Below are 25,985 nucleotides of genomic sequence, written 5' to 3'. Positions count from 1 at the left end.
AATCGCAGTATGTCTCTGATTAAAGGAACCGCAGAGAGGCTTTGCACAGACTTGGGCTGACAGGGGATTTCATCACAAAAAGTGAGAGAAACTAGGGTATCAGCACAGTCTAACTAGGAATTCCATCGGTTTGTTTGAATTGAAATACCTCTTGGGCGGCATGATGATTGGCATCGCCACGTCAGCGCCGGTTGGCCCGGTCAACATCATGGTGATAAGCCGTTCTTTGCACTTTGGGTTTCTACCCGGTTTCTTGGCAGGGGCGGGGGCTGTGTTTGCCGACACGCTATTTGCGCTCATCGCAGCGTTTGGTGTCACCACCATCTCAAACTTTCTCACGCTTCATCTTGAGATGATCCAGATCGTCGGAGGGATGTTGCTGCTCGGCTTTGGCGTCAGCGTGTTTCGCGCACATCCCCACATCTCGCGTTCCGAAGCGGGGAAAAGCCGGCTGGCGCAGGGTTTTGCTGCAGCGCTCGCCATGACGATTACCAATCCCGGCACGATTTTTGGCTTTTTGACGCTGTTTGGGGCTTTAGGGCACTTGGCCCCAAAAGCCGGAAACTATGTTGGAGCTGCCACGCTCGTCACGGGAGTGTTTTTGGGGGCGATGAGCTGGTGGGCCTCCGCATCGGCCCTTATCGCCACCTTCCGCCAGCACATCAACGATGCCTGGCTTACTTGGATCAATCGCGGGGCCGGAGCCCTGCTGTTCCTGCTCGGCGTGGTGATCCTGATCCGCGCCGCATGGCTGGCAGGAAGCCTGCACTAAATCTAGTGCAGGTTCCTATCGATGGAGTAATCACCGCGCTCAACGCGGGCAGGAATCTCTTCTGCAAACTTGGTCACCGCTTCTTCGCCGAACATGGACACCAGATCCATCATGGCCGTGAAAAGCGCCGCATGTGCCATAGCCGCAGAGTCGATGCCGTGTGACAAACCCTCTTCCCAGGCCTCGTGGATGAAACCAAGCGCAAGGCGCCGAATGTCAGCATCGCTGACTTCGATTTCCTCGACCTCTTCTTCCATCGCGATATCAAGGGTTTGATCTTTGATCATACCGTCCCGCCGTTTTTGTGTTGCCTCTAGTGACACGCCGCTAACAAGGGGGCCTGAGCAAATCAAACCAACGAGTCAGCGGCGCGACAAGAAAGACCCTAACACGACGGAACGCCAAGAAAACCGAACTGTAAAAGAATACTTAAGATCATCCAAAGCTTCGAAAATTTATGGTTAACACGGGCCTTGGGGAAAGTTATCCAAAAACCCTACATTTTTCACCTGTGGATAATAGGGGTAACTTGGATAATACTCAGTCACGACTGTATTTAGCTGTGACTTCCTGCGTAATCTTAGAGCCTTGTGCTGCGTAACGACGTGAAGCTTCCTCAGCTGAAGGCGTGCAGCGTTGGTAAACGGAGGCGAAGCCTCTGTACCCCTGGTTGAAGCGTTCAACGAAACGGCGACGGCGCAACTCGTTCGTAACTTCTGCGCTCAAGAGCGCTTGCATCCGTCCGCTCCACTCTTCCTTTTCGTCATATCCGCAAAGCGGCCGCAAGTAGTGCAGGGCGCCAAGAATCTCAGCCAGGCGCATCAGGTCAGCCTCATAGGGCGGCACTTCTATTTTAGGGCGCTTTGGGTCCGTGTTTTGGCTTTCTGAGGCTTCAGAGTTCGACTGGGCGTGCGCAACGTCGACCGGAGCTTGAGCCAGAAGGCCCATGCTGACCGCCAATGCCAGGCTGATCTGCTTGATCGCTCGTGTCACATCTTCCTCCCAAAGCGCCAAAACTACGCCCTATCTTTTTACAGTGTGATGCAGGCATGGAAAAAGGCCAAACCGCGAATTCCACGGTGAAAACCTAAAGGGCACTCCAATGTGCCTGGGGGAAGCGAAAATCAGGTTAATTGGCCCGCTGCAAATCGCGCAAACAGGCGTCAATTCCCGCAGCAAGGGGGAGCCGAAGGGCCTCATCCACCTTAAACCACTCCGCGTCAGTGGCATCAGTGCGGGCCGTTACCGGCGTAACTTCTTGGGACGCGAAGAAAACATGAATCTCATAGTTTGGTGCAAGCGCGCCCTGCTGCGGTCGGCTGATCCGCCACAGCTCGGCACTTGGAACCTTCAGTCCAGTTTCTTCATGAAGTTCGCGAATAGACGCTTCTTTGGGAGTTTCGCCCGCATCAACTTTGCCTCCGGGAAAGGCCCAGAGCCCTTGCGAAGGTGGGTTCGCCCGCCTTACCAGCAAAACGCTTTGGTCGGAGCTGAAACAGCACACGCTCGCGGCAAGTTTCATTGCAAGTCCCTCAAGCGCGGTAGACGCCTTTTGTTATGGGAAGAGAGCGTCCACATCAGCCTGAGTGAACTCGTCCAGATCATCGGAGGACTCTGGCACGTGCCCGTGGATGATGCCGCTGGCCTGACTGATAAGGGGTCTCACAAACGTGGTTGCGCGATGCTGGATCTCGAAAAGCACCTCTGAGGTAAGTGCCTCAGCATTTTCGATGAGGGCTTTCAGTGAAATAACCTCAGCATCAATTAGTGCAACGGTCTGGCACAACGCATCACGCAGATGCTCTGGGCAAGCCCCGTAAGCCTTAATAGCGAGCCTCTTCTCGGAAAAGCCGGAGTTCTCAAAGTGCTCTTCATAGGAGCAGGGCTCCCACAACAGCACGTCGCTGGCGCAATCCGGAATATCCGGGAGCATTTCCAGCATCATCACTACTTCATTGAAGTGATTGAGATAATCTGTAGCCAAGCCCGTCTGCGGATTGATATTGGCGCGATCGAGGTTTTCGGGAGACATGTCCCCTTGTCCCAATTGCTCCGTTAGCGCTTCCATCAATTCCTCCGGCCTTGTAAACCTACTTTAGCGTCTATACAGAGTAACTCGTTGCAAATTTACTAAAACATCGTCAGGGCAATCGTTCATGTGTGGCCGATATACTCTTACCGCATCCCCAGAGGAAGTTCGTGAGCTCTTTTCATACATCGAGCAGCCGAATTTTCCTCCGCGGTACAACATAGCCCCGACGCAACCGATTGCTCTAGTAAAAAACGAACATGGTCAACGTCATTTTGCACTGGCAAGATGGGGATTAGTGCCTAGTTGGGTCAAGGATCCTGCCAGTTTCACGCTGCTTATCAATGCGCGGGCGGAGACGTTGCTTGAAAAACCTTCATTCAAAGCAGCCATCAAGCACCGCCGTTGTTTGATACCTGCAAACGGCTTTTATGAATGGCAGCGTGCCGTTTCCCCCAAGCAGCCCTACTACATTTCCGCGGCCAACAATCAGCCCTTGGCGTTCGCAGGGCTGTGGGAAACTTGGTCGCACCCAGAAGGTGGGGATATCGACACCGCCGCCATGATCACAGTTGAAGCAAATGAGGATATGGCACCGATTCACCATCGCATGCCAGCGCTGCTGGAGCCACATCAGTTCGACGCGTGGCTTGATACCGGTACGGTGATGGCGCGGGAGGCGGTCACCTTTTTGAAGCCGGCACCCAAGGGCGTGTTGTCGTTTACACCTGTTTCGACGCGGGTAAACAGCGCATCCCACGATGACGAAGGCCTGATCCGGGAAGTGGAACTGACGGAACCAAAGAAACCAGAGCCTAAGCCTGCCAAGCCTCCGCGCAAGAAGAAGACGGGTACTGACGACGGCCAGCTCGATCTGTTTTAGCCCTGATAAGGTAGCAAGAGCGCCCCAAGGAGCGCTCTACTTTGTTTGTCAGAGAATGCGTCCGGGGTTCAGGAGCGCCTTGGGATCCAAAGTCTCTTTGATTGCCCGCATCAGCTTCATCTCGACGGGGCTCTTTACCGTTGGAAGCAGCTCGCGCTTCAATACGCCGATGCCGTGTTCTGCGGAAATTGAGCCATTATATTGGGCCGTGATGCCGTGGACGATTTCATTGACCGCATCCCATTGCGCAAGGAATGCCTGCTTGTCAGCGCCTTCTGGCTGGCTGATGTTAAAGTGAATGTTGCCATCGCCCATGTGACCAAACGGGACCGGACGGCAACCGGGAATAAAAGTCTCAACCGCCGCGATTGCTTCTTCCAGAAACGCAGGTACTTTCGCCACAGGGACGGACACATCATGCTTGATGGAGCCGCCCTCCAGCTTTTGCACCTCAGACATGCCGTGGCGCAGGCGCCAGAAGTCTTCGGCTTGAGCATTGCTCTGTGCCAGAACGGCGTCGTTTAAAAGCTCAGCTTCGAAGGCTTCTTCAAACACGGCTTCCGTCAAGCTGGCAAGGTCGATGTCCTTGGAGCCAGCAGATAGCTCTACCAAAACGTACCAGTCATGCTCATCGGCCATGGGGAAACGGGCATTTTCCTGATGGCGTACACTGAACTGCATGCCGATTTTGGGCAGGATTTCAAATCCGGTCAGCATGGCACCTGCGTGCTTTTGGGCCACCGAGAGCAAGGATAGTGCCTGATGCGGCGAATCTAGGCCGCACAGTGCAACTTCTACGGCAGCAGGCTTTGGGAAAAGACGCAGGCTTGCAGCTGTAATGATCCCCAAAGTGCCTTCAGAACCGATAAATAATTGTTTCAAATCGTAACCGGTATTGTCCTTGCGAAGGGTGCGAAGTCCCTCCCAAACCTCACCATTTGCAAGCACAACCTCAAGCCCCAAAACAAGGTCGCGGGTGTTGCCATAAGACAGTACGGCGGTGCCTCCCGCATTGGTCGCAATGTTGCCGCCGATCTGACAGGAGCCCTGCGCGCCGAGCGTCAGAGGGAAGATCAAATCGTGCTCTTCGGCCCGCTCGTGGATCGTTTGAAGCACGGCCCCAGCCTCAACAACCATGGTCCGCCCCAAAGGGTCGATATTGCGGATTTTGTTGAGGCGAGAAAGGCTTAAAACAACTTCACTTCCGCCGTTTTTAGGGATTTGCGCGCCAACAAGGCCGGTGTTTCCGCCTTGCGGGACAATTACAAGATCATGCTCGTTTGCAAGCCTCATGCACGCGGCAACTTCGGCCGTCGAACCGGGGCGCAACACCATGGGAGTTGTGCCTTTGAACTTGTCACGCCATTCCACCAGATAGGGGGCTTGATCCGCTGCTTCTGTGAGGACGTTTGCCTCTCCAAGCAACTCTTGAAAAGCGCGGATTAGGCTGTCTTGTGTCATGGTATTGTCGCTGTGTTAGGGATTGATCGTAGTAACGCTATCAGATAAGCGCTGCTCTTAAAGCATCTATGGCTGTTAGAACATACCTATCGATGGCTTGAAGCTGGCGTAACAGTATGCAATAGCAATTTCAAACTGCTTGGTAGGTCAAGTGATATTCACTCAGGAGAAAAATATGGCAGAAGCGCGAGGATTGATGGACGGTAAGCGTGGCCTGATCATGGGTCTTGCAAACAACCGCTCTATCGCTTGGGGTATTGCCAAGGCATTGCGCGAAGCTGGTGCTGAATTGGCTCTGACGTATCAGGGTGAGCCGCTGAAGCGCCGTGTTGAGCCGCTTGCAGAGCAACTCGACGCGTATGTAGCAGGTCATTGCGATGTAACAGATGATGCGTCGGTCGAACAGGTTTTCAAGAACCTGGAAGAGAAGTGGGGCAAGATCGACTTTCTGGTACATGCTATTGCGTTTTCCGATAAGGACGAGCTGACAGGTCGTTTCCTTGACACGTCTTCTGACAACTTCAAGAAGACAATGGACATCTCGGTCTATTCTCTGGTGAAGGTAACAAAGCACGCAGAGAAGTTGATGACAGACGGTGGTTCCGTGCTCACGCTCACCTATTACGGTGCTGAGAAGGTAATGCCTAACTATAATGTTATGGGCGTTGCAAAGGCAGCTCTTGAGGCGAGTGTGAAGTACCTGGCCGTTGATCTGGGTCCTCAGAAGATCCGTGTAAACGCCCTTTCTGCTGGTCCAATCAAGACGCTGGCCGCTTCTGGTATTGGCGACCTGCGCTACATCATGAAGTGGAACGAGTACAACTCCCCACTGCGCAGCAATGTCACCATCGAAGAAGTGGGCACCTCAGCCGTGTACCTCTTGTCCGATTACAGCAAGGCCGTGACAGGCGAGACGCACCATGTTGATTGCGGCTACCACGTTGTCGGCATGAAGGCTGTTGACGCGCCTGACATCGCAACGGTTCTCAAGGACTGACTGCAAGCGCAATGCTCAGGAATTAAGAAGGGGTGCTCGAGAGCGCCCCTTTTTTGTAGCAATGCTTTACTTGTGTGGAACGGCGCTCATTTCTCTGAAGAGCGGGGGTTTAAAACTTCTGCTTCATAGTCTTGTCGAAGCTTTGCGGCACGGTATAAAACGTCGAACTAATCCCGCAAATCAGCCTGAAACAAAAAGCAGTAGTTTAGCTCATGGAACAAAGCACCAATATTGCGCGTCTGGCACCAACCCCCATCATCTTCATACGCCACGGCCAGACAGACTGGAATGCGGAAGGTCGCATGCAGGGTCAGCAGGATATCCCGCTTAACGATACCGGCCGCGAGCAGGCAAGGCGCAATGGCAGGGAGCTCAAAGGCTTTTTGCAGCGGGAAGGTCTGAGCCACGCTGACTTTGAGATCATCTCGTCGCCGATGCTGCGTACCCGCCAGACCATGGATCTGGTTCTTGAGGAAATGGAGTTGGAGGCAAACGCCTACGCTTTGGATGACCGCCTGAAAGAGATCACTTTCGGTGCCATGGAGGGCAAGACAATCCCGGAGATCAAGGCCGTCAACCCGGAACTCGCCGAGGCCCGCAAGGCAGACAAGTGGGGCTTCGTGCCGCCAGAGGGGGAGAGCTACAAAATGCTGTCTTACCGGATTGAAGGCTGGCTCATGTCCTGCTCCAAGCCGATGATCATTGTCTCCCATGGCGGCGTGATGCGGGTTTTGCGTGGTTTGCTGCTTGGCTATCCCACAACTGAAATTCCAACGCTTGAAGTGCCTCAGGACCAGTTTCTGGTTTGGCGTGATGGCAAGGAAAGCTGGGTTTAAATAATGGAAATTCAAAGGCTTGAGAGCGCGCAGGTCGAAAGCGCTCTGTCGCTCTGGCTCGCTGCCTCCATCAAGGCTCACGACTTCATCGAAGCCGGATTTTGGGAAAGCATGGTTCCCGCCATGCGCGACACCTATTTGCCAGCCAGTGAAACGTGGGTATGCGTTCAGGAAGGGCAAGTGCTGGGCTTCCTCTCGCTTCTGGAGAACAATCTGGCAGCGCTTTTTGTTGCGCCGCATTCGCAGGGCAGGGGCCTTGGGTATGCACTGATGAAACACGCAAAGGCACAGCGCGATACGCTTGAGCTTTCCGTCTACAAGGCGAACAAGGGAGCCTATGAGTTTTATCTGCGTCAGGGGTTCAATGTTGTTGAGGAGCGCCTTGACGCGCATACCGGGCACCCAGAGGTGCTGATGGAGTGGCGGGCGCAATAAACGCGGCGTAGCTCTTGAGAAAAACAGCGGTCCTTCTGCCTCCCCCCACAATTGACCGAATGGGCGAACCAACTTACAACCGGGGAACTTTACTAACCCGCGTGCACGTGCCGCGCCTTTGATTTTGGAAAGAAATGTCCCACAACAGCTTCGGAACCCTTTTCCGCTTTACCACCTGGGGCGAGAGCCATGGCCCGGCATTGGGCTGTGTGATTGATGGCTGCCCTCCAATGCTTGCCATTTCTGCCGAGGAAATTCAGCAGTATCTGGATCAACGCAAGCCGGGACAGTCCAAGTATACAACTCAGCGCCGCGAGCCGGATCAGGTAAAGATTCTTTCCGGCACAATGGAAGACGAAGACGGCGTTCTGCGAACGACCGGAACGCCAATCTCATTGATGATCGAGAACACCGATCAGCGCTCCAAGGACTATTCCGAAATCAAGGAGAGGTATCGCCCCGGTCACGCGGACTATACCTATGACGCTAAGTACGGCATTCGTGACTATCGGGGAGGCGGGCGCTCTTCGGCGCGGGAAACCGCAGCCCGTGTTGCTGCAGGGGCAGTGGCACGAAAGGTCATTCCGGGGGTCACCATTCGTGCAGCGCTCGTACAGATGGGGCCGCACAAGATAAACCGGGACAATTGGGATTGGAATGAGGTGCACGATAACCCGTTCTTCTGCCCAGACAAAGAAGCCGCGGCTTTCTATGCGGAGTACCTGGATGGCATTCGAAAAGCGGGTTCATCCGTTGGCGCTGTCATCGAAGTCATTGCAGAAGGGGTGCCTGTAGGCCTCGGCGCGCCAGTCTATGGCAAGCTGGATCAGGATATCGCCTCTGCCATGATGTCCATCAATGCGGTGAAAGGTGTTGAGATTGGCAACGGCTTTGAAGCTGCGACCCTGACGGGCGAAGAAAATGCCGATGAGATGCGCATGGGGGTAGATGGTCAGCCGGAATTTCTGTCCAACCATGCAGGCGGAGTGCTGGGCGGCATCTCAAGCGGGGCACCAGTGGTGGCGCGTTTTGCCATCAAGCCCACATCTTCCATCCTGACACCGCGCAAATCAATTACCCGTTCAGGTGACGAGGTGGATGTGATGACCAAGGGCCGTCACGATCCATGTGTTGGTATCCGAGCCGTTCCTGTGGGAGAGGCCATGATGGCGTTGGTGCTTGCGGATCACTTTCTGCGTCACCGCGGCCAGGTTGGCTGAGCTCAGACATTGCTGCGCGTAACGATCGGAGGCCACAGCTTTTGAGCTGTGGCCTTTTTGCAATTTGGGGGCTCACTATCAGACAATCGACTGAACTGCGAAATCAGACCTTGATTTTTAATGGGAAGCAGACCACCTTTCAGTCACACTGAAAAGATCTCTGAATCTTCCCTCAACTGAAATCGCAGGAAACCCATGCGTCTCGACAAGTGGCTCGCACAGAACTCAGAAAGCCGAAGCGCCTTCGCACGCCGGGCAGGGCTTTCCCCCGCCTCAGTTACAGCTTTGTGCAACGATCCTTGTGTTTGGGTCTCCCGCGAAATGGCTCAAAAGATTGCCGAAGCAACCGGTGGGGAAGTGACCCCCAACGATTTCTTGGGCCTTAAAGAAACCAAGGAGTATGCTGTGTCCCAGACCCGTGTCGCTGAAGCGCTGCGCGCCTTTGAAAACGGTGAGATGGTCGTTGTAACCGATGACGACGACCGCGAAAACGAAGGCGATCTGATTGTTGCTGCAAGCAAGATCACGCCGGAACAAATGGCTTTCATCATCCGCCATACCTCAGGCATTGTCTGCGCGCCGATGACCCGCGAAACCGCGTCTCGCCTGCGTCTGGACCCGATGGTAAGCAACAACGATGCGCCACTGGCGACCGCTTTCACCGTTTCCGTGGACTACGGGCCGGGCCTGACCACAGGTATCTCCGCTGAAGAGCGCTGTGGCACCGTTCGTGCGTTGGCAAACCCGAATGCGGGCGCAGCTGACTTTGTCCGGCCGGGACACGTTTTCCCCCTTATCGCAAAAGACGGCGGCGTACTGATCCGTTCTGGCCATACGGAAGCGGCTGTTGATCTGTGCAAGCTGACTGGCCTCCCGGAAGTTGGTGTAATTTCCGAGCTCGTCAACGACGATGGCACGGTAAAACGTGGAGACGCTGTTGCGGCTTTCGCTGAAGAGCATGGCTTGAAAATGGTCTCTGTTGCAGACCTCATCGCTTGGCGGCAGCGCAACGAGTCTTTCGTGACCCGCGGTGCGGAACAGCAGATTGCAACACCGCACGGGCCTGCCTACGCGATTTCTTTCAGCACGCCCTTTGACAAGATGGATCACCTTGCCATTATCTATGGTGACATTCGGGATGGCCGTAGCGTGCCAGTGCGCCTGCAGCGTGAAGCTGTTGTTGATGACGTTTTTGGCACCAGCAAGTCTCTCACCAATGTGATGAAGGACTTCGCTGAGCGCGGTCGCGGGGTTATTGTGTACCTGCGTGAAGGTGGTGTTGGGGTGGCTCAACGTGCTGAGCGCGCGCGTGAAGGACTGGAAGCGGCAGAAGAAGAGCAGCATCAGTCCGCTCAAAGCCGTGAGCAAGGGTGGCGTGAGATTGGTCTTGGCGCACAGATCCTCAAGGACCTTGGCGTCACCTCAATTCGGGTGATCGCCAGCCGCGAACGCCACTACGTCGGCCTTGAAGGCTTCGGTATTGAAATTGAAGGCACGGAGATCGCCGGAGACTGATCGGTGCTCCCAACCTCGGAGTGACCTGACCCTTGGTACAGACGAATTTCTCAGACCCGTGGGATGACGCTGCAAATCCGCAACCTGAAAGCTTTGCAACTGGCTATTCTCGTGGGGCTGGGGAAGGGCTCGTCTATGGTGGGGGCGCTGTTGCGCTTGGTGCCATACTTTTTTCTGTTTTTGGGTATCCGCTTGCCGCGCTTCTTGCAATTGGTGCGGCAGCGGTTGCCATCTGGTTCTATCCAACCGTTCTTAAAGAGCCGCAGATAGGTGGCCGCAGCGATGGCCTGTTTGTCGACGGCATTGGCTTTATTGACTGGGCTAGCATCACCGAGATGTCTTTGCATACGACCGCGGTGCGATCTATCCTTCTGACAAAGCTTCATATTCGGCTAAACACTGACCTGCAAAAGGCTGTTTCAAAGCCTCAGAAGCTGCCGTTCTGGCGCATGGTGATGATGAAAAACTGGGTGCTGAAGCAAGATGAAGACGGTATGCAGACCATCATCGTGAATATGCACACATTGCGCATGCCGGCCGAGCAAGTTCTTTCCCGTTTAAGGCGCTTCCGGTCCGCTTGACGTGCTCAAGTTGCAACACTGTGATATTTTTGTGTTTGCCGTCACCGTTTTGGCGATATTTCAGGTAATCTTGGGAACATGTGGACGTTCTGTTAAAACTAGAGGGCTTACGCTTCGTTATGTAGGCCAATAAAAACGGTGATATCGCGATGCACATGAGCCAATCGAGCACGGCGCCGGACCACCATCGGCTTTCTTCACTGGACAAAACGTGGGACGACGACGATCAGTTCCTTCTAGGCTTTGCGAGCCGGACGGGATCAAGCGCCCTTCAGATCGCATGTGGAACGGGGGCCTTGGCCCATGAGTTGAGCAAGAATGGTGTTGAGGTTGTGGGCGTTGACCGCAATCCACGCAAGATAGCCCAGGCCATCAAGCGAACGAGAGCCGTGACATGGGTGGGTGCAGACGCACGAACCATAAGGCTCAACAGGCGTTTTGATACAGTTGTCATCAGTGGAAACGCCTTTCACGCCTTCACCACGGACACAGATCAGGTTCTTCTATTGGAAACGGTCACCGAGCACTTGAAAAGCGGTGGCCGTTTTGCTTTTGGGATGCAAAATCCATCAGCACGCCCTTGGGAGAGCTGGCCGCAGCATGAACGGCCCATGCGGGTCCGCAGCGCAGATGGCGAGGATGTTGCCTTCTGGCAGGACTTTGACGGACCCGACACAAATGGCTTGGTGTCCATGAAGACCCACTACGACAGCCAGGGCGAACGATGCTCATTGAACAAGCAGCGCCGCTTCGTCCCAAAGGATCACTTGGTGAACCTTTTTAAGGCTGTCGATTTGGAGCCCGCCGCCTGGTATGGCGACTGGTCCGGTGCGGAGGCGGCCGAAGGCAGCCCGTACATCATTGTAACGGGCCGCAAGTATTAAGCAGGGCCTTAGATGCCTTCAACGATAACGAGGGTGCAGTCAGCATTCGCGTTGCGGATGGCTTTAACTGGCGCGTATTCCGGTGAGTTGGCAAAAGTTTCTGCCGCTTCCATCGTTGGAAATTCCAGCACAACGATACGGGATGGTGACCAGAGTTCCTCTTCCAGAACTTTCATCTTGCCACCCCTTGCCCGGTAAATGGCACCGTACTTCTCTGCAATCGGGCGCGCCAACGCTTTGTATTCTTCGTAGGCTTCTGGGTCGGTAATTTTTGTGTCGACAATAATGTAGGCAGACAACGCAGTTCCCTCATTTGGTTCTCAAGTTCAGCTTCAAATACTAGTCAATCAGAGGTCGCTGTCTTCGCCTTTTTTCATCAGCTTCTTGAAGTAGCGTGGGCGTGTACGCAGGAGAATGCGCCGAAACCTGCCAGTGCTGCGGTCTTCAATCCATGAAATGGATCGGTTCAATTTATTGTGTGTGCGCCGACGATGGCGTAGCCACCGCGCGGCACCACGACTGGTTGCAATAAGCAACACAAAGCCGAGCACTAAAAGAGGCAGTCCGGTTGGAATGGGAAGCCATACGGTCAGAAGCCCAAGGGTGATGCACAGGAATGCCCCGAACCAATAGAACCACTTGATCAACTTAAAAAATCCAATTAGCCGCTTGAGCGGCTGACGCTAGGGCGATGCTGTGAATTTAGTGTTACAGCCTCGCCCATTTCCCCCGCATTTTCCAAGTTCGATCAGGTTTTGGTAAACCTGTTGATGCGCGAGACAAATGCGAGGTCAGTGGCCGCCAGCGTCAAGCCTTCAGCGCCAAACAACCCTTCGATGTCTTCCCGTGCATAGGTTGAAAAGTAAGGCTCATGAAACAGCACAGGGAAGGCTTCCAGCGCACCGTCGTACTCGGGCTTATCACCAACCAACAAACTGTCCATGAAGATAAACTGCCCGCCTGGCTTGAGAACGCGTCCTATCTCGGCAGCTACCTGTCTGCGCGTCTTGGGCGGCAGCTCATGAAACAGGTAGACGCAGCTTATCAAATCTAGACTGTTCGACGCAAAGGGGAGGCTTTCCGCGTTGGCGCAGACATAACTGGACCGTGTCGTCGCGCTGCGTTCTCGGGCGACGCGAAGATACTCCTCGGAAAGGTCAATTCCGGTGCCGCGCAAGCCGGGAAATGCCCGCGTTGCGGGGTTGAGGAGACCGCCTGTACCACAGGCTATATCCAGATAGGCAACTTCTCGCCGATCCGTGTTCAGAAGGGCCTGCGCCATCTGTGCTAGCGCCAGCCGTCGCATTACGGCTGTGGTGCCCTTGAACAGCACATCAACTTGGAAATCGTAGATACGGGCAGAATCTTCGCTCAGCCACCCATCTGTTTGATAGTGGAAGTTCTGCCGGTAATAGCGTGGCAGTTGGCGCGAGGTTCCTGAGACTTCCTGATGGCGGCCTTCAGCTCGCCGTGAGGCGACCTTGGGCACATCCGCAAGGAATCGGCGACCGGTGGAAAGCAGCTCACCGATATCCTTGTAAGGCCCACGTTGTATTGGATAGATGCCGCGTTCCACATTGCGAAAGTCCCGGTCGAAGACCTCCATAATGTCCGCAAACATTTTCTGGCGGTCAGGAAACGGGCCATTGGGACGCGCCTTGCCCTCTGGAGCGATAGGGTACTTGCGTGCAATACGGCCCATGGCGCGCTCGTAAAGTGCGTAGAACGCAACCCGCGCCCCTTGCTCCATCAGGTATCCAGACTTGCGAGCAATTACCAGGGGCGACGGTCGGGCCATTTTGCTTCTCCTCAGTCAGCACGCTCCAATTGGGCGACAACCTCAATATGGGGCGAGTAGAGGAACTGGTCTATAGGCGTGACACGTTTCAGCACGTAGCCGCCGTCCAACAGTTCTCTCAGATCCCGGGCCAGCGTCGCCGGGTTGCACGAGGCCGCAACAACCCGCTTGACCGGAGAGTTTGCAAGTTCCTTGGCCTGTGCCTGGGCTCCGGCTCGAGGGGGGTCAAATACCACCGCGTCATAGCCCTTGCCGAAGTTGTCCATCTCTTTGGCGTTGAGGGGGCGACGGAACAAGTCGCGCCGCTCGGTCGTGACTTGTTTCAGACCCTTGGCGACCCGTCGGGCAGTGTCCAGCGCCTTGAGTGCAGGTGCATCACTCTCTGCTGCGTGGACAGAAGCAACCTTGGCAATACGAAATGTGAAGGTGCCTGTTCCGGAGAAAAGGTCCGCAACGCGTTTTGCCTTTCCGATGCCTTCCATGACAAGTTCGGCCATGACGTCTTCTGCATGCTTGGTAGCTTGAAGGAACCCGCCTGAAGGACCGGTCACCATGGTGCCGCCCATGTCGAGCTGAGGTGGTTTGATCTCCAAGATGGTCTCACCATCCGCCGTCAGCCGGGCAAAGCCGTATTCCATGGTTGCTTGAGAAAGGGCCAGAAAATGCTTCTCTGCGTTCTTTCCAAGGCCTTGAATTGCAACATCAAGTCCGTTTAGCGTGGCTGTTACAGTGAACTTCAAGTCTCCCTTGCGCGGCATTACTTCGCTGGCGAGGCGGCGCAGCTTGGGTAGCGCAGACACTATCTCAGGCACAAGAACGGGACATTCTTCTACGTCCACCAGGCGGTGAGACTTTGCCTCATGGTACCCCAGAAGCACCTTGTGGCCGGCGCGTACAGCGGTAAAGACAGCACGGCGACGGCTTTGGGGAGCGCAGGTGACAACAGGGTCCACCGCCACCTCGATGCCACGCGCCTTGAGCGCATCGACGACCAAGTTCCGCTTGAAGTCGCTATAACTCTCCGCTGACATATGCTGGAGGGTACAGCCACCACAGGAGCCGTAGTGCTTGCAGATCGGCTCGGCGCGCTCGGGGCTGGCAGTTGTCACTTCGACCAGCTCGGCGCGATCCCCCTTGAGCTTAACCGTAACGGCTTCCCCGGGCAGCGCACCAGGAACAAAGATTTGCTCACCGTTCAGGTTTGCCACGCCATCGCCCTTGTGAGCCAGACGGTCAATGGTAAGGCTCTGCAGCTCAGGTGCACTCATGAGGGCTCTCTCTATTAGAAATTATTTTGTCACGGGCTTCTCTAGCAGACTTTAGCGGTCTTTGCAGGCCGCGAGCAGAAATTCCCTGTTTCCGTCTCCCCCTAGAATGGGCGAGGGGATCATGCCGAGCACACGCCAGCCCGGCTGTTCCTCGAACCAAGTGTAGAGGTCTTCGGCTACGCGCGTTCCAATCTCTGGCTTGACGATGCCACCCTTGCCGATCGCCTCACGGCCCGCTTCGAACTGAGGCTTGATCAGGAACACGCCTTGCGTACCAGCCTTTGCAAGCTCCAAAGCGGGAGGCAAAGCAAGTCGCAGCGATATAAAGCTGATGTCGCTCACGAGGAAAGTCGGGCTTTGGTTTTCAAGGTCTGCCAGAGTAAGGATGCGTGCGTTGACACCGTCGCGCTGGTTCACCCGTGGATCTGCAGCAAGTGAGGCATGCAGTTGGTTATGCCCAACGTCGATGGCATGGACCCGCCGCGCGCCCTGTTCCAACAGAACCTGTGTGAAGCCGCCCGTGGAAGCCCCCAGATCGACGCAGATCTGATCCTTGGGCGACAGCTCAAAAATCTTGAGCCCTTCCTTGAGCTTCAAGGCAGATCGAGAAACATAAGTCTGAGCAGGGTCATTGATTACCACCAGACAGCCTTCAGCCACGTTCTGAGAAGGCTTTTTGGCAGGGTGTCCGTCAACCTCAATTGTGCCACGCAAAATGGCATCTCGAGCGCGGGCACGTGTTTCAAACTGTCCCCGCTCCACCAGATATTGGTCCAGGCGCATTGTTTATTGTTGTCCTTGGCTCAGGCCATAAAACACAGTCATGTTGCCTTTGGTGGCAACTATTGGCGCATCAATACGTGATGGAGTGCCGCTGCACCAGAACCCAAGCCGGGAAATCCAGCGTTTTGGTGTGCAAGCCATGGGTTAGGTATCCAGACCCCGGCCAATTGAGAGGTTTGGGGCCTGACTTTTAGAGCCATACCAGACAACCGCGCTCTTTAGGTGAGCTGCTGTTTAGCCTTGCTCAATCAGTTTGCGAATCTTTTCGACGGCTGCGTCGTGGGGTTCGCCATAGCTGATTGTGCCAAGAAACTCCTGCGCTGGGTTCATCATGTAAACGCCCGCAGTGTGGTCCATGGTGTAATCGCCATCGTCCAATTCAACCCGGCGCGCATACACTCGATAAGATTTCACCACTTCAGCAATCTCTTCAGGTGTACCTGTGAGCGGGGTGATCCGGCTGTCAAATGCAGAGACATAATCGGACATGACCTCAGGTGTGTCGCGTTCCGGGTCAACGCTGACGAAAACATAGTTCAGCTTGTCTGCTTCCGCACCCAGCTCCTCAATCCAGCCCTGCATTTCAAAGAGGGTGGTTGGACACACATCCGGGCAATAGGTGAAGCCAAAGAACATGAGCGATGGTTTGCCCTTCAGGTCTTCCTGCGTGACGGTTTTGCCTTCCCCGTTCACAAGCGTAAAGGGGCCACCAATGTTGGCGACCGGTGCCATGGGAATTGTGCTGTCAGAGCGCCAGCTGATCAGGGAAACAGCGGCGACCGCAAAGGCGAGGGCAGCGACTGCTGCCCAAGCTGTGTAACGGATAATCCGAGACGTTTTCATGGCGACCTCAATGAGTTGAATGGTGCTTCATGGCAGACTTGACGCCCATTTTGTGAACAGGCATCTGAACGTCAACCGGGCCGCCCGGTTCAAACATGAGCGTTACCGATACCGTTTCACCCTCGGTGAATGCTTCATGAATACCCATGAACATTACGTGGTAGCCGCCAGGTTTCAGCTCCAGTGTTTCGCCTGGAGCGATTGAGAGGCCATCTTTCATCTCCCGCATCTTCATGATGCCGTCAGTAACCGCCATTTCGTGAATTTCGGTACGCTTGGCCACATCGGAAGCTGCGCTCTTGAGCACAACGGCTTGCGAACCGCCATTTGTAATGGTCAGAAAGCCGCCACCAGCTTTTGCCTTAGGCGGGGTGGCGCGGGTCCAAGCGTTGGAGATGGATACCTCGCCTAGCTTGATATCATGGGCCTGTGCAAACGACAGAGGTGAAAGTGCGAGCGCCAGCGCAATGCCAGCGGTTTTCAGGTTCAACATGGTCTTTTCCTTGAGTGTTTGATCTGGTCGTTGGTTTAAGGAGATCAAACAGCCAAAGGTGGGCCACGAATGCTGAAGTGGGAAAACGGCTTCTCAAAGGTGCTGTGGTTCTGTGGTGGCGCTAGCGTTCCAGCAACTTTAACCGCACCAGCTTGAACGACAGGAAGGTCGCTGAGATGCGTGAAGAGCTTGCTCGCGGTGTTTTGCGCGCACAAGACGCCGCACAGACATAAATCTGCTGTGGGCTCCTGATCAGAAACAGGCGTTTGTGCTGAATATCCGGAAGGGGCACATAGGTGCCCCAGACCGGCAAGAGCTGGGTCGGATGCGCTTATGACCCCGAGAGACAACAGCAACACGCGTGCTGCGAGAGCCAGCCCCGCCAGTATCGCGAGAGGCTTGCGCTCAAGTCGCAGTTGTTGCAGGAAACCCGGAGTCCTCACCATGGCGGTGATATAAGCAATTTTGGCTAGGCCTGTCCATCTTCCTTTTGTTCAACAGGGGTGAACTCCTGCTCAGGATTATGGAAGTCCTGAACAAAGTACTCGCCCTCTTCTTCGGTGGAAATGGACATGGCTTCATCGGCTGCCAACGCATCCTCGCCGTCATAGGCGGGGAATTCTTCCGGCGCGATAACGTTGTCGGCTTCAGGGTCAAGCGGTTCTGGTGTGATGGTGGCACCAACGTTTGCAGTCGACGTGAATTCGAAGTCTGTCTTGTCGGCTTCTTCCACGGCTGGACGCACAAACAGGCGGCTCACCACGTAAAGCACCAGCACCACCTCAACAACGGCAACCCAAACGAAAAGGCCGCCGGGGCCGATGGAAACCATCAAGGCGGAGGCGGCAATAGGGCCCACGATTGAGCCCACGCCATAAGCCATCAAAATGCCGGAGGAGGTCTGCACGTACTCGTCTGCTGCCGTATGGTCGAATGCGTGGGCAACGATAACGGCATAAATTGGCTGAGTGGCCATGCCGAGCAAGATGAAAACCACCATGGTGATGGCGAAGGCAGGGCTCGGAATGAAGAACAGCATTGCCGCGGTCACCGCAGAGGCAATGCCAAGACCAACAATCACCAAGCGGCGGTCGACCTTGTCTGAAAGGCGTCCCACTGGCCACTGGATGACTGCGCCGCCAACAACTACGGCTGCGGCGAGGTAAGCTACTTGGCTGGTTCCAAACTGCATTTGAGACGCGTAGAGCGGTACCAGCGTCCAGACGGAGGAGTTGGCAAGACCGATCAACAAACACCCGAACAGCGCAATCGCGGAGGTGTTGTAGAGCTTGATGGGGTTAAAGCTGACGACTGCGAGCGGTGCGGGCTGGGTCGCGTTGGTCATGGCGACAGGCACCACGGCCATGCTCACCAGCACCGAGGCAACAGCAAAGGGCGCAAAGGTTGCGATATCGAAGCCGATCATGCTCAGCTGGCCGACAATAACCGCCAGGAAGGTGAGCACAACATAGATCGACATCACCGCGCCACGGTTCTCGTTGCTTGTCCGTTCATTCAGCCAGCTCTCGACGACAAGGTTCATACCAGCAAAGCAAAAGCCTGTAAGGCAACGGAAGGCAAACCACCAAACTGGATCAACGATCAGCGGATGCAGCAGGGCCGCGCCCGACATGATGGAAACAAGGGCCGTAAACGTGCGAATATGCCCCGCCCGCATGATGAAATTGTGAGAGTAAAAACAGGCAGCAACATAGCCGATGTAAAACGACGATGAGATCAGACCGATCGAGAAGTCGCTGAAGGAAGCCAGTTCCGCGCGAAGTGGGATCAGGGTGGAACTCAAGCCATGTCCGGCAAGAATGAGGACCACTGAGATCAGCAATGCGCCGATCGGGACCAGTAGCTGCGCCATGGGCAAACTTTCAGGAACGTTAGTTCGTTTCAACTAAACAGGAGATGAGTATACTACGTCGGCGCATCGAGCCAGAAAGCTCGATGACAATCAAGTGCGGGATCACATCGGGAAAGAGTTTATGCCAGTTTTGCAGAGCTTTCCTCGGAACGCCCCAAGGCCTCGAATACCTGTTTCATGATGCCTGCGGAAGTGAGCTGCGCATCTGCGTACATGATCTCTGGCTTGTTGTGGTCTTGATAGGTGTCTGGCAGCGTCATGCAGCGCACTTTGAGGCCACGATCCAGCAAGCCTGCGTTCACCAACGACTGCGCCACATGGCTGCCGAAACCGCCAATAGAGCCTTCTTCAATCGTAATCAGGACATCGTGGTTGGTGGCAAGCTGGCGCAGAAGGTCAACATCCAGGGGCTTTGCAAAGCGTGCATCTGCAACAGTTGTGCTCAAGCCTGCTGCGTCGAGGTTCTCGGCGGCGTCCAGACATTCTTGCAAGCGCGTGCCGAAGGAGAGGAGGGCTACGCGGGTTCCTTCCTTGACGATGCGACCTTTGCCAATTTCAAGCACGGTGCCGCGGTCTGGCAGTTCCATGCCGACGCCTTCTCCACGAGGATAGCGGAAGGAGATCGGCCCTTCGTCATAAGCAGCTGCGGTTGCCACCATATGCATGAGTTCGGTTTCATCGCTTGCAGCCATCACCACAAAACCGGGCAGGCAGCTCAAATAGGCTGTGTCGAAAGACCCCGCATGGGTCGCGCCATCGGCACCAACAAGACCAGCGCGATCAATTGGGAAACGGACCGGTAGCTTTTGAATGGCCACATCATGGACCACCTGATCATAGGCGCGTTGCAAGAACGTAGAGTAGATCGCACAAAACGGCTTGTACCCTTCCGTGGCAAGGCCTGCAGCAAAAGTCACTGCATGTTGCTCGGCAATTCCGACATCAAAAGTCCGTTTCGGAAACGCTTGGCCAAACAGGTCCATGCCAGTTCCATCTGGCATTGCGGCTGTGATGCCGACGATCTTGTCATCGCGTTTGGCTTCTTCAATGAGGCTTTGCGCGAACACCTTGGTGTAGCTGGGCGCGTTCGCCTTTGGCTTGGACTGCTTGCCGGTGACCACATCGAACTTCGCAACGGCATGATATTTGTTGCTCGCGCTTTCTGCAGGCAGGTAGCCTTTGCCTTTCTGGGTGACAACGTGCACCAGAATGGGTCCATCTTGCGCATCACGCACGTTCTTCAGGATCGGTAGCAGATGATCCAGATTGTGGCCGTCAACTGGACCAACGTAATAGAAGCCAAGCTCTTCAAACAGGGTTCCACCCGCCAGGAAGCCGCGAGCATATTCTTCAGCCAGAGCGGCCTTTTCCTGAAGCGGCTTTGGCAGTGCGCGTGCCAGATTTTTGGCTACATCGCGGATAGAGGTGTAGGTCTTCCCGGACACGAGGCGGGCGAGGGAGGCCGACAGGGCGCCGGTTGGTGGAGCAATCGACATGTCGTTGTCGTTCAAGATCACGATCAAGCGGCTCTTCAACGCTCCGGCGTTGTTCATGGCTTCATAGGCCATGCCAGCGGACATGGCACCATCGCCAATGACAGCGATCACGTTGTTGTCGTCTCCGGACAAGTCTCGCGCCACAGCCATGCCGAGCCCGGCAGAGATAGACGTTGAGGAGTGTCCTGCGCCAAACGGATCGTATTCGCTTTCTGCGCGCTTAGTAAAACCAGACAGGCCGCCAGCCTGACGCAGTGTGCGTATCCGGTCACGGCGTTCCGTTAAAATCTTGTGGGGATAGCACTGGTGACCCACGTCCCAGATCAAGCGATCTTTCGGCGTGTCGAAGATGTAGTGAAGGGCGAGCGTCAGCTCAACAACACCCAAGCCGGCGCCCAGGTGACCACCGGTCACCGAAACTGCGTCGATCAACTCACCTCTCAGCTCGTCCGCGAGATCCCGCAGTTTGTTTTCGGGAATGTGCTTCAGATCAGCTGGACTGGAGATGCTGTCGAGCAAAGGAAATTTCATTCTTGTCACCGGTACTTGAGTCTTTATTGATGCCCGTCTTCGACCTCCACGCTTACAATAGTCGTTTAACGCAGGCAATTATTAGATAGGTTCACGCACTCAAGTTAGGCAAGGGGCGGTGAAATATTGGTCAATTTGGTTAGATTACTTAAATTTTGGGAGTTCTATCGGAAATTGCGGAGATCTCACCCCGTAGGGTGATGCATTTTGTCGTAAAACCGCTTATCCCATTCTCCGTGGTCGATGGGGCCACGTGCACAGTGATCGACTTAGGGCCGTGTTTTTACGCGGCCCTCTTTTTTTTGTCTAAGCCCCAGAAACCATGCTTTCCAGCATTTCATTTCACTAGAGCACTATCAATAACATACCCGTATACATGAATCGTTTACGTGGGTTATATGATTAATTTATGAATGAATGCCGTTATAGCTGAATCATTGTTATCGATTTCTTTGGTCGGCCAATTTAAGTCTTGTGCTCCAGTCCCCTAAGCGGGTGCAGCTCAAAGTTGTTGACCTGTAGCTAGCATGCAAATTTCGTGGGGATATATTAGGAATCGATTCTTCTGGGTGCGATATGGCCCGCGATCTTGCACGGTGAATCAAAAAACCCGCCGAAGCGGGTTTGATAATTTTCAGGGCACGTCGCCAGACTATTCGCCCAATGGCTCAACGCCAGCGGCCTTTCCGGCCGTATCAAGTTGGATCTTTTCTACACGCGCCTCGGCAGCTTTGAGGAGTTTGTCGCAGTGCTTGCGTAAAGCTTCGCCGCGCGTATAAAGCTCGATGCTCTTTTCCAGAGGCACGTTACCCTGTTCCAAGTCGCGAACGATTGTTTCGAGCTGCGCCAGAGCTGTTTCGAAAGACAAAGCCTCAACAGAGGTCTGTTCGTTTTCGTCTGTCGTCACGTATTCTCTTTCCGATTTTTATTGCCATAAGTGATGTCAGCCCGAGTCAAACTCTCACTGGTTCATCAAAGTCATTACATGCGCAGCGACAGACCGCGCAAGACCTTCAAGATCATAACCGCCTTCCAGCAGCGACACAACGCGCCGCTCGCAGTGTTTGTCGGCAATGTCCATCAGGACTTGGGTGGCCCAGGCAAAATCAACCTCTTTCAAACGCAGGCCGCCCAGCGGGTCCCGTTCATGGGCGTCAAAGCCTGCAGATATGACGATAAGGTCAGGTTCAAACGCCCGAATTTTGGGAAGAATGACAGAATTCATGGCATCACGGAACTCGTCACTGCCCATACCCTCTGTCATTGGCGCGTTGACAATCGTTTCATGCTCACCGCACTCGGTCTTGTGCCCGGTGCCGGGGTAGAGTGGCATCTGGTGAGTTGAGGTATACATGACCGTGGGGTCGTCCCAGAAGATTTCCTGTGTACCGTTGCCGTGGTGAACGTCGAAGTCCATGATGGCGACTCGTTCCGCCCCATGTTCCTGTTGGGCATGGCGCGCTGCAATGGCTGCATTGTTAAAGTAACAAAAGCCCATGGCGCGTGCGCGCTCGGCGTGATGCCCCGGTGGCCGTATGCTGGCAAAGGCGTTCACAACCTTGCCGGTCATCACCTCATTCACCGCTTGGCAGGAGGCTCCAACTCCGCGCATGGCCGCTTCCCATGTGCCGGGCGACATGGTGGTATCATGATCGATATGCACGAGGCCTTCATCTGGGGAGAGCGTGTGCAGCCGATTGATAAAGGCAGAAGGGTGTACCCTTGCTGCGTCAATAAAACGGCCAATCGGCGCGAGATCGCGCTCTAGTGTTTGAAAGCGTTCATTTTCCAAAATGCGGTCAATGGCACGCAGGCGGTCTGGGCGTTCTGGATGCCCAATGGGCGTCAGATGCTCCAGAAAACTCGGATGATGCAGATAAAGTGTAGACAATAGACCTGTCCAAGAAGCATGGCTTAAGTATTGTCCTTAGAAGCACCAGAGTGTCACCAATCTGTCAACTCCAGATCAGCTGGATTAGAGCCAGTCTAGACCAATTGCCGAGAGGGCTTTGCAAAACAAAACCCTACGTCTTCCGTATGATAACGCTAGGAAAGAAAGTGCCGGGACGTGTAGTACGCACACCGCCCCGGGCCAAGGTGCGAGCATGCCTTCATGCTCGTGGGGGAGGTCCGCAGCATCGCTCACTTCATGTATTTGATGGTAAACAACAAAGGTTAACTTGGGAACCGCTGAGAAGGTCTTAAGTCAAACTATCGTGCGTGATCTAAGGTTATTTGCGTATTTTTGGGGTGGGTGTTGCCTTATTGCAATAGTTCTGATCAGTAATTACAATTTTATCTATTGCTATTTGTTGGGATGTTTCTTGCAGGTTGTGGAGTTGTTCATGTCCGCGGTGCAGCAGCGCGACTGAGGCGGTCGTTGATTGCTTCCCCGAGCCCCTCTTCTGGCACGGGGACGACGGCTATTCCCACAGTTGTTGCTTTGTCCGCTTCCCGCAGAGCGATGAACAAGCGACTTGCCGCTTCAGTTAGCGAGCCCTCAGTGCTTAGATTGATGACCGCCGCTGCCTTGTCCTGACCGGCCAACTGTGCTGAGCCGAAGTTGATCAATGCTTCCCCTTCATACACTTCGCTGGCATTCAGGCGCACATAGCCTCTTGGGGCGTAGTGGGATGTCAGCATGCCGGGCGCTGCTGGGGCACTATCATCTGTACCTGCCCGCACCAACTTCTTGCCCAGCACCTTCTCAACATCTTCGCGCGCAATGCCGCCGGGGCGCAGCAGGGTTGGCTGTTCCCCGATCAGGGAGATGATGGTGCTCTCAACCCCAACTGTGGTTGCGCCAGCATCGATAATGAATGCAAGGTGCACCTCGAGGTCGTTGATCACGTCGTCGGCTGTCGTGCCGCTTATGCGACCGGAGAGGTTAGCGCTTGGAGCGGCCAGAGGGCAGCCGGTGGCTCGGGCAAGCGCCTGCATGATCGGTGCATTGGGAACGCGGATGGCAATGCTGTCGAGACCCGCTGTGGCGAGTGTGCTTACATTGGATGTTTCGCGGCGCGGCAACACAAGGGTCAGTGGTCCCGGCCAAAAGGCAGCTGCCAGTTTGTCAGCATCCTCATTGAAGACACCGTGCAAACGCGCAGCCTCTACACTTTCCACATGGGAGATGAGCGGGTTGAACTGAGGGCGTCCCTTCGCCTCATAAATGCCAGCACAAGCCAGTCCATTGGTAGCATCTGCGGCAAGGCCGTAAACGGTTTCGGTAGGCACCGCGACCAGTTGCCCAGCCTTTAATGCCTCGCAAACACGAGCAAATCTCTCATCCTTTTCAAAATCAAGGTTTGAGGGTGCCAGCCGCCAGCGTTCCATACTCTAATCCGTAGTTCGACCAATGTAGAGGTGTATCTGCCCCAGCGGAAAGCTTGACGATAAGGTTAAGCGTACTAATGTCCGAGGCAACACGAGTTAACTGCGGCGTTTTGGGGGGCAAATTGCTTTTCGTCAAGCCGCTGTTCGGGAGGATGACAAAATGTATCGCGCACCAGTTAATGAAATTGCTTTTACCCTTAGAGAAGTGACCGGCCTCAAGCAGCTGCAGGGCATGCCGGGAAATGAAGAGCTGACGGATGATCTGGTGGACGCAATTCTTTCTGAAGCAGCCAAGTTTGCAGAGGAAGAGATCGCGCCATTGAACCGCAAAGGCGACCTGGATGGTGCCAAGCTGGTAGATGGGTGGGTGAAAACCACGCCGGGCTGGAAAGAGTGTTACACCAACTGGTATCAGGGCGGCTGGAACTCGCTGACGGGTTCGCCTGAGTTCGGCGGGCAGGGTCTGCCCAACATGCTTCATGTGGCTGTGATGGAGATGTGGAACTCCGGCAGCATGGCCTTTACGCTCGGCCCGACCCTGACAATCGGGGCGGTGGAGGCGATTGAAACCCATGGCTCCGATTACCTCAAGTCCACCTACCTGCCAAAACTGATTTCAGGTGAGTGGACCGGCACGATGAACCTTACTGAGCCTCAGGCGGGGTCCGATCTTAGTGCGCTGCGCTCGCGGGCAGAGCCTCAAGGGGATGGCACCTACAAGATCTTTGGCCAAAAGATCTACATCACCTATGGCGACCACGACATGACCGACAACATCGTTCATCTTGTGTTGGCGCGCCTTCCGGATGCGCCTGCAGGCACACGCGGCATCTCTTTGTTTGTGGTGCCGAAGTACATGGTCAACGAAGATGGCTCGCTTGGAGAGCTGAATGACGTCCGTGTAGCAGGTGTCGAGCACAAGCTCGGTATCCATGGCTCGCCAACTTGCACAATGGTTTATGGAGACGAGGGCGGCGCCATTGGCTACCTCGTTGGTGAAGAAAACCGCGGCCTTGCCTGCATGTTTACCATGATGAACAACGCCCGCCTCGCTGTTGGTGTGCAGGGCCTTGGCATTGCAGAGCTCGCCTTCCAGGAAGCGCTGGCCTATGCCCTTGAGCGTCGTCAAGGCAAGGCACCGGGCTCTACTGAGGAAGGCATGAGCCCGATTGCTGAGCTGCCGGACGTCAAGCGCATGCTTCTTTCCATGAAGTCCAAGGCACAAGTCGCCCGTGCCATCTGTTTCGCTTGTGCCCACGCCTTGGATATGGCGAAGGCCGCAACAGACCCAGAGCAGAAAAAGTTCTGGAGCGAGCGTGCTGGTCTGCTGACTCCAATCGCAAAGGGTTACTCCACCGATATCGGTGTAGATGTTGCCTCCATCGGCATTCAGGTGCACGGAGGCATGGGGTTTGTAGAAGAAACTGGTGCCGCCCAGCATCTCAGAGATGCGCGTATTGCACCAATCTATGAAGGGACCAACGGCATTCAGGCCATGGACCTCGTCATGCGCAAGTTGCCTCTGTCTGGCGGTGAGCACCTCAAGGCGTTTGTTGCAGAGCTGCGTGAGGTGGAAGCCGCCGTGAGCGCAGAAAACACCTCTGATCTCGGCCATACTGCTCGCAAGCTGAAGTCCGCAATTGATGACTTTGAAGCTGCAGCCTTTTGGCTTCTGGAGGCGCAAGGCGCGGGCAAAACCGGCGAAGCCCTTGCTGGTGCAACTCCGTTCCTGAAGCTTGCGGGCCTCACTCTGGGTGGTGCAATGCTCGCCAAGGGCGCAATTGCGTCTAAGGGGGAAGATGAACTTGCCCACAAACGTCGTGTACAGCTGGCACGTGCCTTCGCAGAGACAGAACTCGGTGAAACAGCAGGCCTGAAGGAAGCCGTGATTGAATCAGGCGAAGGCGTACTTTCGGTCAATATGGCGGAATTCGCTTAAACCTCGAAAGGGCTG

27 protein-coding genes are annotated in these 25,985 nt (G+C 55.0%); 10 read left to right on the top strand and 17 right to left on the bottom strand.

Annotated elements, in window-relative coordinates; translation table 11 throughout:
- Positions 1 to 130: 130 nt before the first annotated feature.
- A complete protein-coding gene (locus PUV47_RS14895; protein WP_274219374.1) occupies positions 131 to 772 on the top strand; it encodes a LysE family translocator in 642 nt (213 codons plus the stop codon).
- Positions 773 to 774: 2 nt separating this feature from the next.
- Here the strand turns inward: PUV47_RS14895 and PUV47_RS14890 are convergent, their stop codons facing one another.
- From PUV47_RS14890 to PUV47_RS14875, 4 genes are all read right to left on the bottom strand, one after another.
- Positions 775 to 1,059: a hypothetical protein gene (locus PUV47_RS14890; protein WP_274219373.1), complete on the bottom strand. Its 285-nt coding sequence runs from the start codon at positions 1,057 to 1,059 to the stop codon at positions 775 to 777.
- A 253-nt stretch (positions 1,060 to 1,312) separates the two neighbouring features.
- A complete protein-coding gene (locus PUV47_RS14885) occupies positions 1,313 to 1,765 on the bottom strand; it encodes a TIGR02301 family protein (RefSeq protein WP_274219372.1) in 453 nt (150 codons plus the stop codon).
- A 136-nt stretch (positions 1,766 to 1,901) separates the two neighbouring features.
- The gene (locus tag PUV47_RS14880) at positions 1,902 to 2,294 is read right to left on the bottom strand and encodes an NUDIX hydrolase (RefSeq protein ID WP_274219371.1); all 393 of its coding nucleotides are present in this window, start codon (positions 2,292 to 2,294) and stop codon (positions 1,902 to 1,904) included.
- A 33-nt stretch (positions 2,295 to 2,327) separates the two neighbouring features.
- Entirely contained in the window at positions 2,328 to 2,840 is a 513-nt protein-coding gene (locus PUV47_RS14875; RefSeq protein WP_274219370.1) for a hypothetical protein, read from the bottom strand.
- Between the two features lie 88 nt (positions 2,841 to 2,928).
- Between PUV47_RS14875 and PUV47_RS14870 the strand changes: the two genes are divergently transcribed.
- A complete protein-coding gene (locus PUV47_RS14870; protein ID WP_274219369.1) occupies positions 2,929 to 3,684 on the top strand; it encodes an SOS response-associated peptidase in 756 nt (251 codons plus the stop codon).
- A gap of 48 nt (positions 3,685 to 3,732) precedes the next feature.
- On the opposite strand, the gene PUV47_RS14865 is transcribed toward PUV47_RS14870, so the two are convergent.
- The gene (locus PUV47_RS14865) at positions 3,733 to 5,145 is read right to left on the bottom strand and encodes an FAD-binding oxidoreductase (protein WP_274219368.1); all 1,413 of its coding nucleotides are present in this window, start codon (positions 5,143 to 5,145) and stop codon (positions 3,733 to 3,735) included.
- 175 nt (positions 5,146 to 5,320) lie between these two features.
- Between PUV47_RS14865 and fabI the strand changes: the two genes are divergently transcribed.
- From fabI to PUV47_RS14830, 7 genes are all read left to right on the top strand, one after another.
- Positions 5,321 to 6,142, top strand: a complete 822-nt coding sequence (fabI, locus tag PUV47_RS14860) for an enoyl-ACP reductase FabI (RefSeq protein ID WP_274219367.1) — start codon at positions 5,321 to 5,323, stop codon at positions 6,140 to 6,142.
- A gap of 212 nt (positions 6,143 to 6,354) precedes the next feature.
- A complete protein-coding gene (locus PUV47_RS14855; protein ID WP_274219366.1) occupies positions 6,355 to 6,978 on the top strand; it encodes a histidine phosphatase family protein in 624 nt (207 codons plus the stop codon).
- Positions 6,979 to 6,981: 3 nt separating this feature from the next.
- The gene (locus PUV47_RS14850) at positions 6,982 to 7,413 is read left to right on the top strand and encodes an N-acetyltransferase (RefSeq protein ID WP_274219365.1); all 432 of its coding nucleotides are present in this window, start codon (positions 6,982 to 6,984) and stop codon (positions 7,411 to 7,413) included.
- A 134-nt stretch (positions 7,414 to 7,547) separates the two neighbouring features.
- Positions 7,548 to 8,633, top strand: coding sequence for a chorismate synthase (gene aroC / locus PUV47_RS14845; protein ID WP_274219364.1), 1,086 nt, complete (start codon positions 7,548 to 7,550; stop codon positions 8,631 to 8,633).
- 195 nt (positions 8,634 to 8,828) lie between these two features.
- Complete coding sequence (ribB, locus tag PUV47_RS14840; RefSeq protein WP_274219363.1) at positions 8,829 to 10,148, top strand: 3,4-dihydroxy-2-butanone-4-phosphate synthase; 1,320 nt, start codon at positions 8,829 to 8,831, stop codon at positions 10,146 to 10,148.
- Positions 10,149 to 10,180: 32 nt separating this feature from the next.
- Positions 10,181 to 10,729 carry a hypothetical protein gene (locus PUV47_RS14835; protein WP_274219362.1) on the top strand — a complete coding sequence of 183 codons (549 nt, stop codon included), beginning with the start codon at positions 10,181 to 10,183 and terminating at the stop codon, positions 10,727 to 10,729.
- Positions 10,730 to 10,884: 155 nt separating this feature from the next.
- A complete protein-coding gene (locus PUV47_RS14830; RefSeq protein WP_274219361.1) occupies positions 10,885 to 11,613 on the top strand; it encodes a class I SAM-dependent methyltransferase in 729 nt (242 codons plus the stop codon).
- Positions 11,614 to 11,621: 8 nt separating this feature from the next.
- On the opposite strand, the gene PUV47_RS14825 is transcribed toward PUV47_RS14830, so the two are convergent.
- The 12 genes from PUV47_RS14825 to PUV47_RS14770 form a co-directional block, all read right to left on the bottom strand.
- On the bottom strand, positions 11,622 to 11,912 hold the full coding sequence (locus PUV47_RS14825; protein WP_274219360.1) for a DUF1330 domain-containing protein: 291 nt from the start codon (positions 11,910 to 11,912) through the stop codon (positions 11,622 to 11,624).
- Between the two features lie 48 nt (positions 11,913 to 11,960).
- Entirely contained in the window at positions 11,961 to 12,260 is a 300-nt protein-coding gene (locus PUV47_RS14820; protein ID WP_274219359.1) for a hypothetical protein, read from the bottom strand.
- A 101-nt stretch (positions 12,261 to 12,361) separates the two neighbouring features.
- Positions 12,362 to 13,411, bottom strand: coding sequence for a class I SAM-dependent methyltransferase (locus PUV47_RS14815; protein ID WP_274219358.1), 1,050 nt, complete (start codon positions 13,409 to 13,411; stop codon positions 12,362 to 12,364).
- 11 nt (positions 13,412 to 13,422) lie between these two features.
- On the bottom strand, positions 13,423 to 14,679 hold the full coding sequence (locus tag PUV47_RS14810) for a class I SAM-dependent RNA methyltransferase (protein ID WP_274219357.1): 1,257 nt from the start codon (positions 14,677 to 14,679) through the stop codon (positions 13,423 to 13,425).
- 51 nt (positions 14,680 to 14,730) lie between these two features.
- The gene (locus PUV47_RS14805; RefSeq protein ID WP_274219356.1) at positions 14,731 to 15,462 is read right to left on the bottom strand and encodes a TlyA family RNA methyltransferase; all 732 of its coding nucleotides are present in this window, start codon (positions 15,460 to 15,462) and stop codon (positions 14,731 to 14,733) included.
- 234 nt (positions 15,463 to 15,696) lie between these two features.
- Entirely contained in the window at positions 15,697 to 16,305 is a 609-nt protein-coding gene (locus PUV47_RS14800; protein ID WP_274219355.1) for an SCO family protein, read from the bottom strand.
- Between the two features lie 7 nt (positions 16,306 to 16,312).
- Positions 16,313 to 16,798, bottom strand: coding sequence for a copper chaperone PCu(A)C (locus PUV47_RS14795; protein ID WP_274219354.1), 486 nt, complete (start codon positions 16,796 to 16,798; stop codon positions 16,313 to 16,315).
- A gap of 469 nt (positions 16,799 to 17,267) precedes the next feature.
- Positions 17,268 to 18,671, bottom strand: a complete 1,404-nt coding sequence (locus PUV47_RS14790; RefSeq protein WP_274219353.1) for an MFS transporter — start codon at positions 18,669 to 18,671, stop codon at positions 17,268 to 17,270.
- Between the two features lie 119 nt (positions 18,672 to 18,790).
- Positions 18,791 to 20,698 carry a 1-deoxy-D-xylulose-5-phosphate synthase gene (gene dxs, locus PUV47_RS14785; RefSeq protein ID WP_413697788.1) on the bottom strand — a complete coding sequence of 636 codons (1,908 nt, stop codon included), beginning with the start codon at positions 20,696 to 20,698 and terminating at the stop codon, positions 18,791 to 18,793.
- A 652-nt stretch (positions 20,699 to 21,350) separates the two neighbouring features.
- Positions 21,351 to 21,605: an exodeoxyribonuclease VII small subunit gene (locus PUV47_RS14780; RefSeq protein WP_274219351.1), complete on the bottom strand. Its 255-nt coding sequence runs from the start codon at positions 21,603 to 21,605 to the stop codon at positions 21,351 to 21,353.
- Positions 21,606 to 21,659: 54 nt separating this feature from the next.
- Entirely contained in the window at positions 21,660 to 22,589 is a 930-nt protein-coding gene (locus PUV47_RS14775) for a histone deacetylase family protein (RefSeq protein ID WP_274219350.1), read from the bottom strand.
- Positions 22,590 to 23,041: 452 nt separating this feature from the next.
- Entirely contained in the window at positions 23,042 to 24,031 is a 990-nt protein-coding gene (locus PUV47_RS14770) for an L-threonylcarbamoyladenylate synthase (protein WP_274219349.1), read from the bottom strand.
- 160 nt (positions 24,032 to 24,191) lie between these two features.
- Between PUV47_RS14770 and PUV47_RS14765 the strand changes: the two genes are divergently transcribed.
- The gene (locus PUV47_RS14765) at positions 24,192 to 25,970 is read left to right on the top strand and encodes an acyl-CoA dehydrogenase family protein (protein WP_274219348.1); all 1,779 of its coding nucleotides are present in this window, start codon (positions 24,192 to 24,194) and stop codon (positions 25,968 to 25,970) included.
- Positions 25,971 to 25,985: the final 15 nt, after the last annotated feature.

Source organism: Pseudovibrio exalbescens, from assembly GCF_028737195.1.
GTDB classification, from domain to species: Bacteria; Pseudomonadota; Alphaproteobacteria; order Rhizobiales; family Stappiaceae; genus Pseudovibrio; species Pseudovibrio zosterae.
This window is presented reverse-complemented; position numbering and strand designations above follow the sequence as displayed.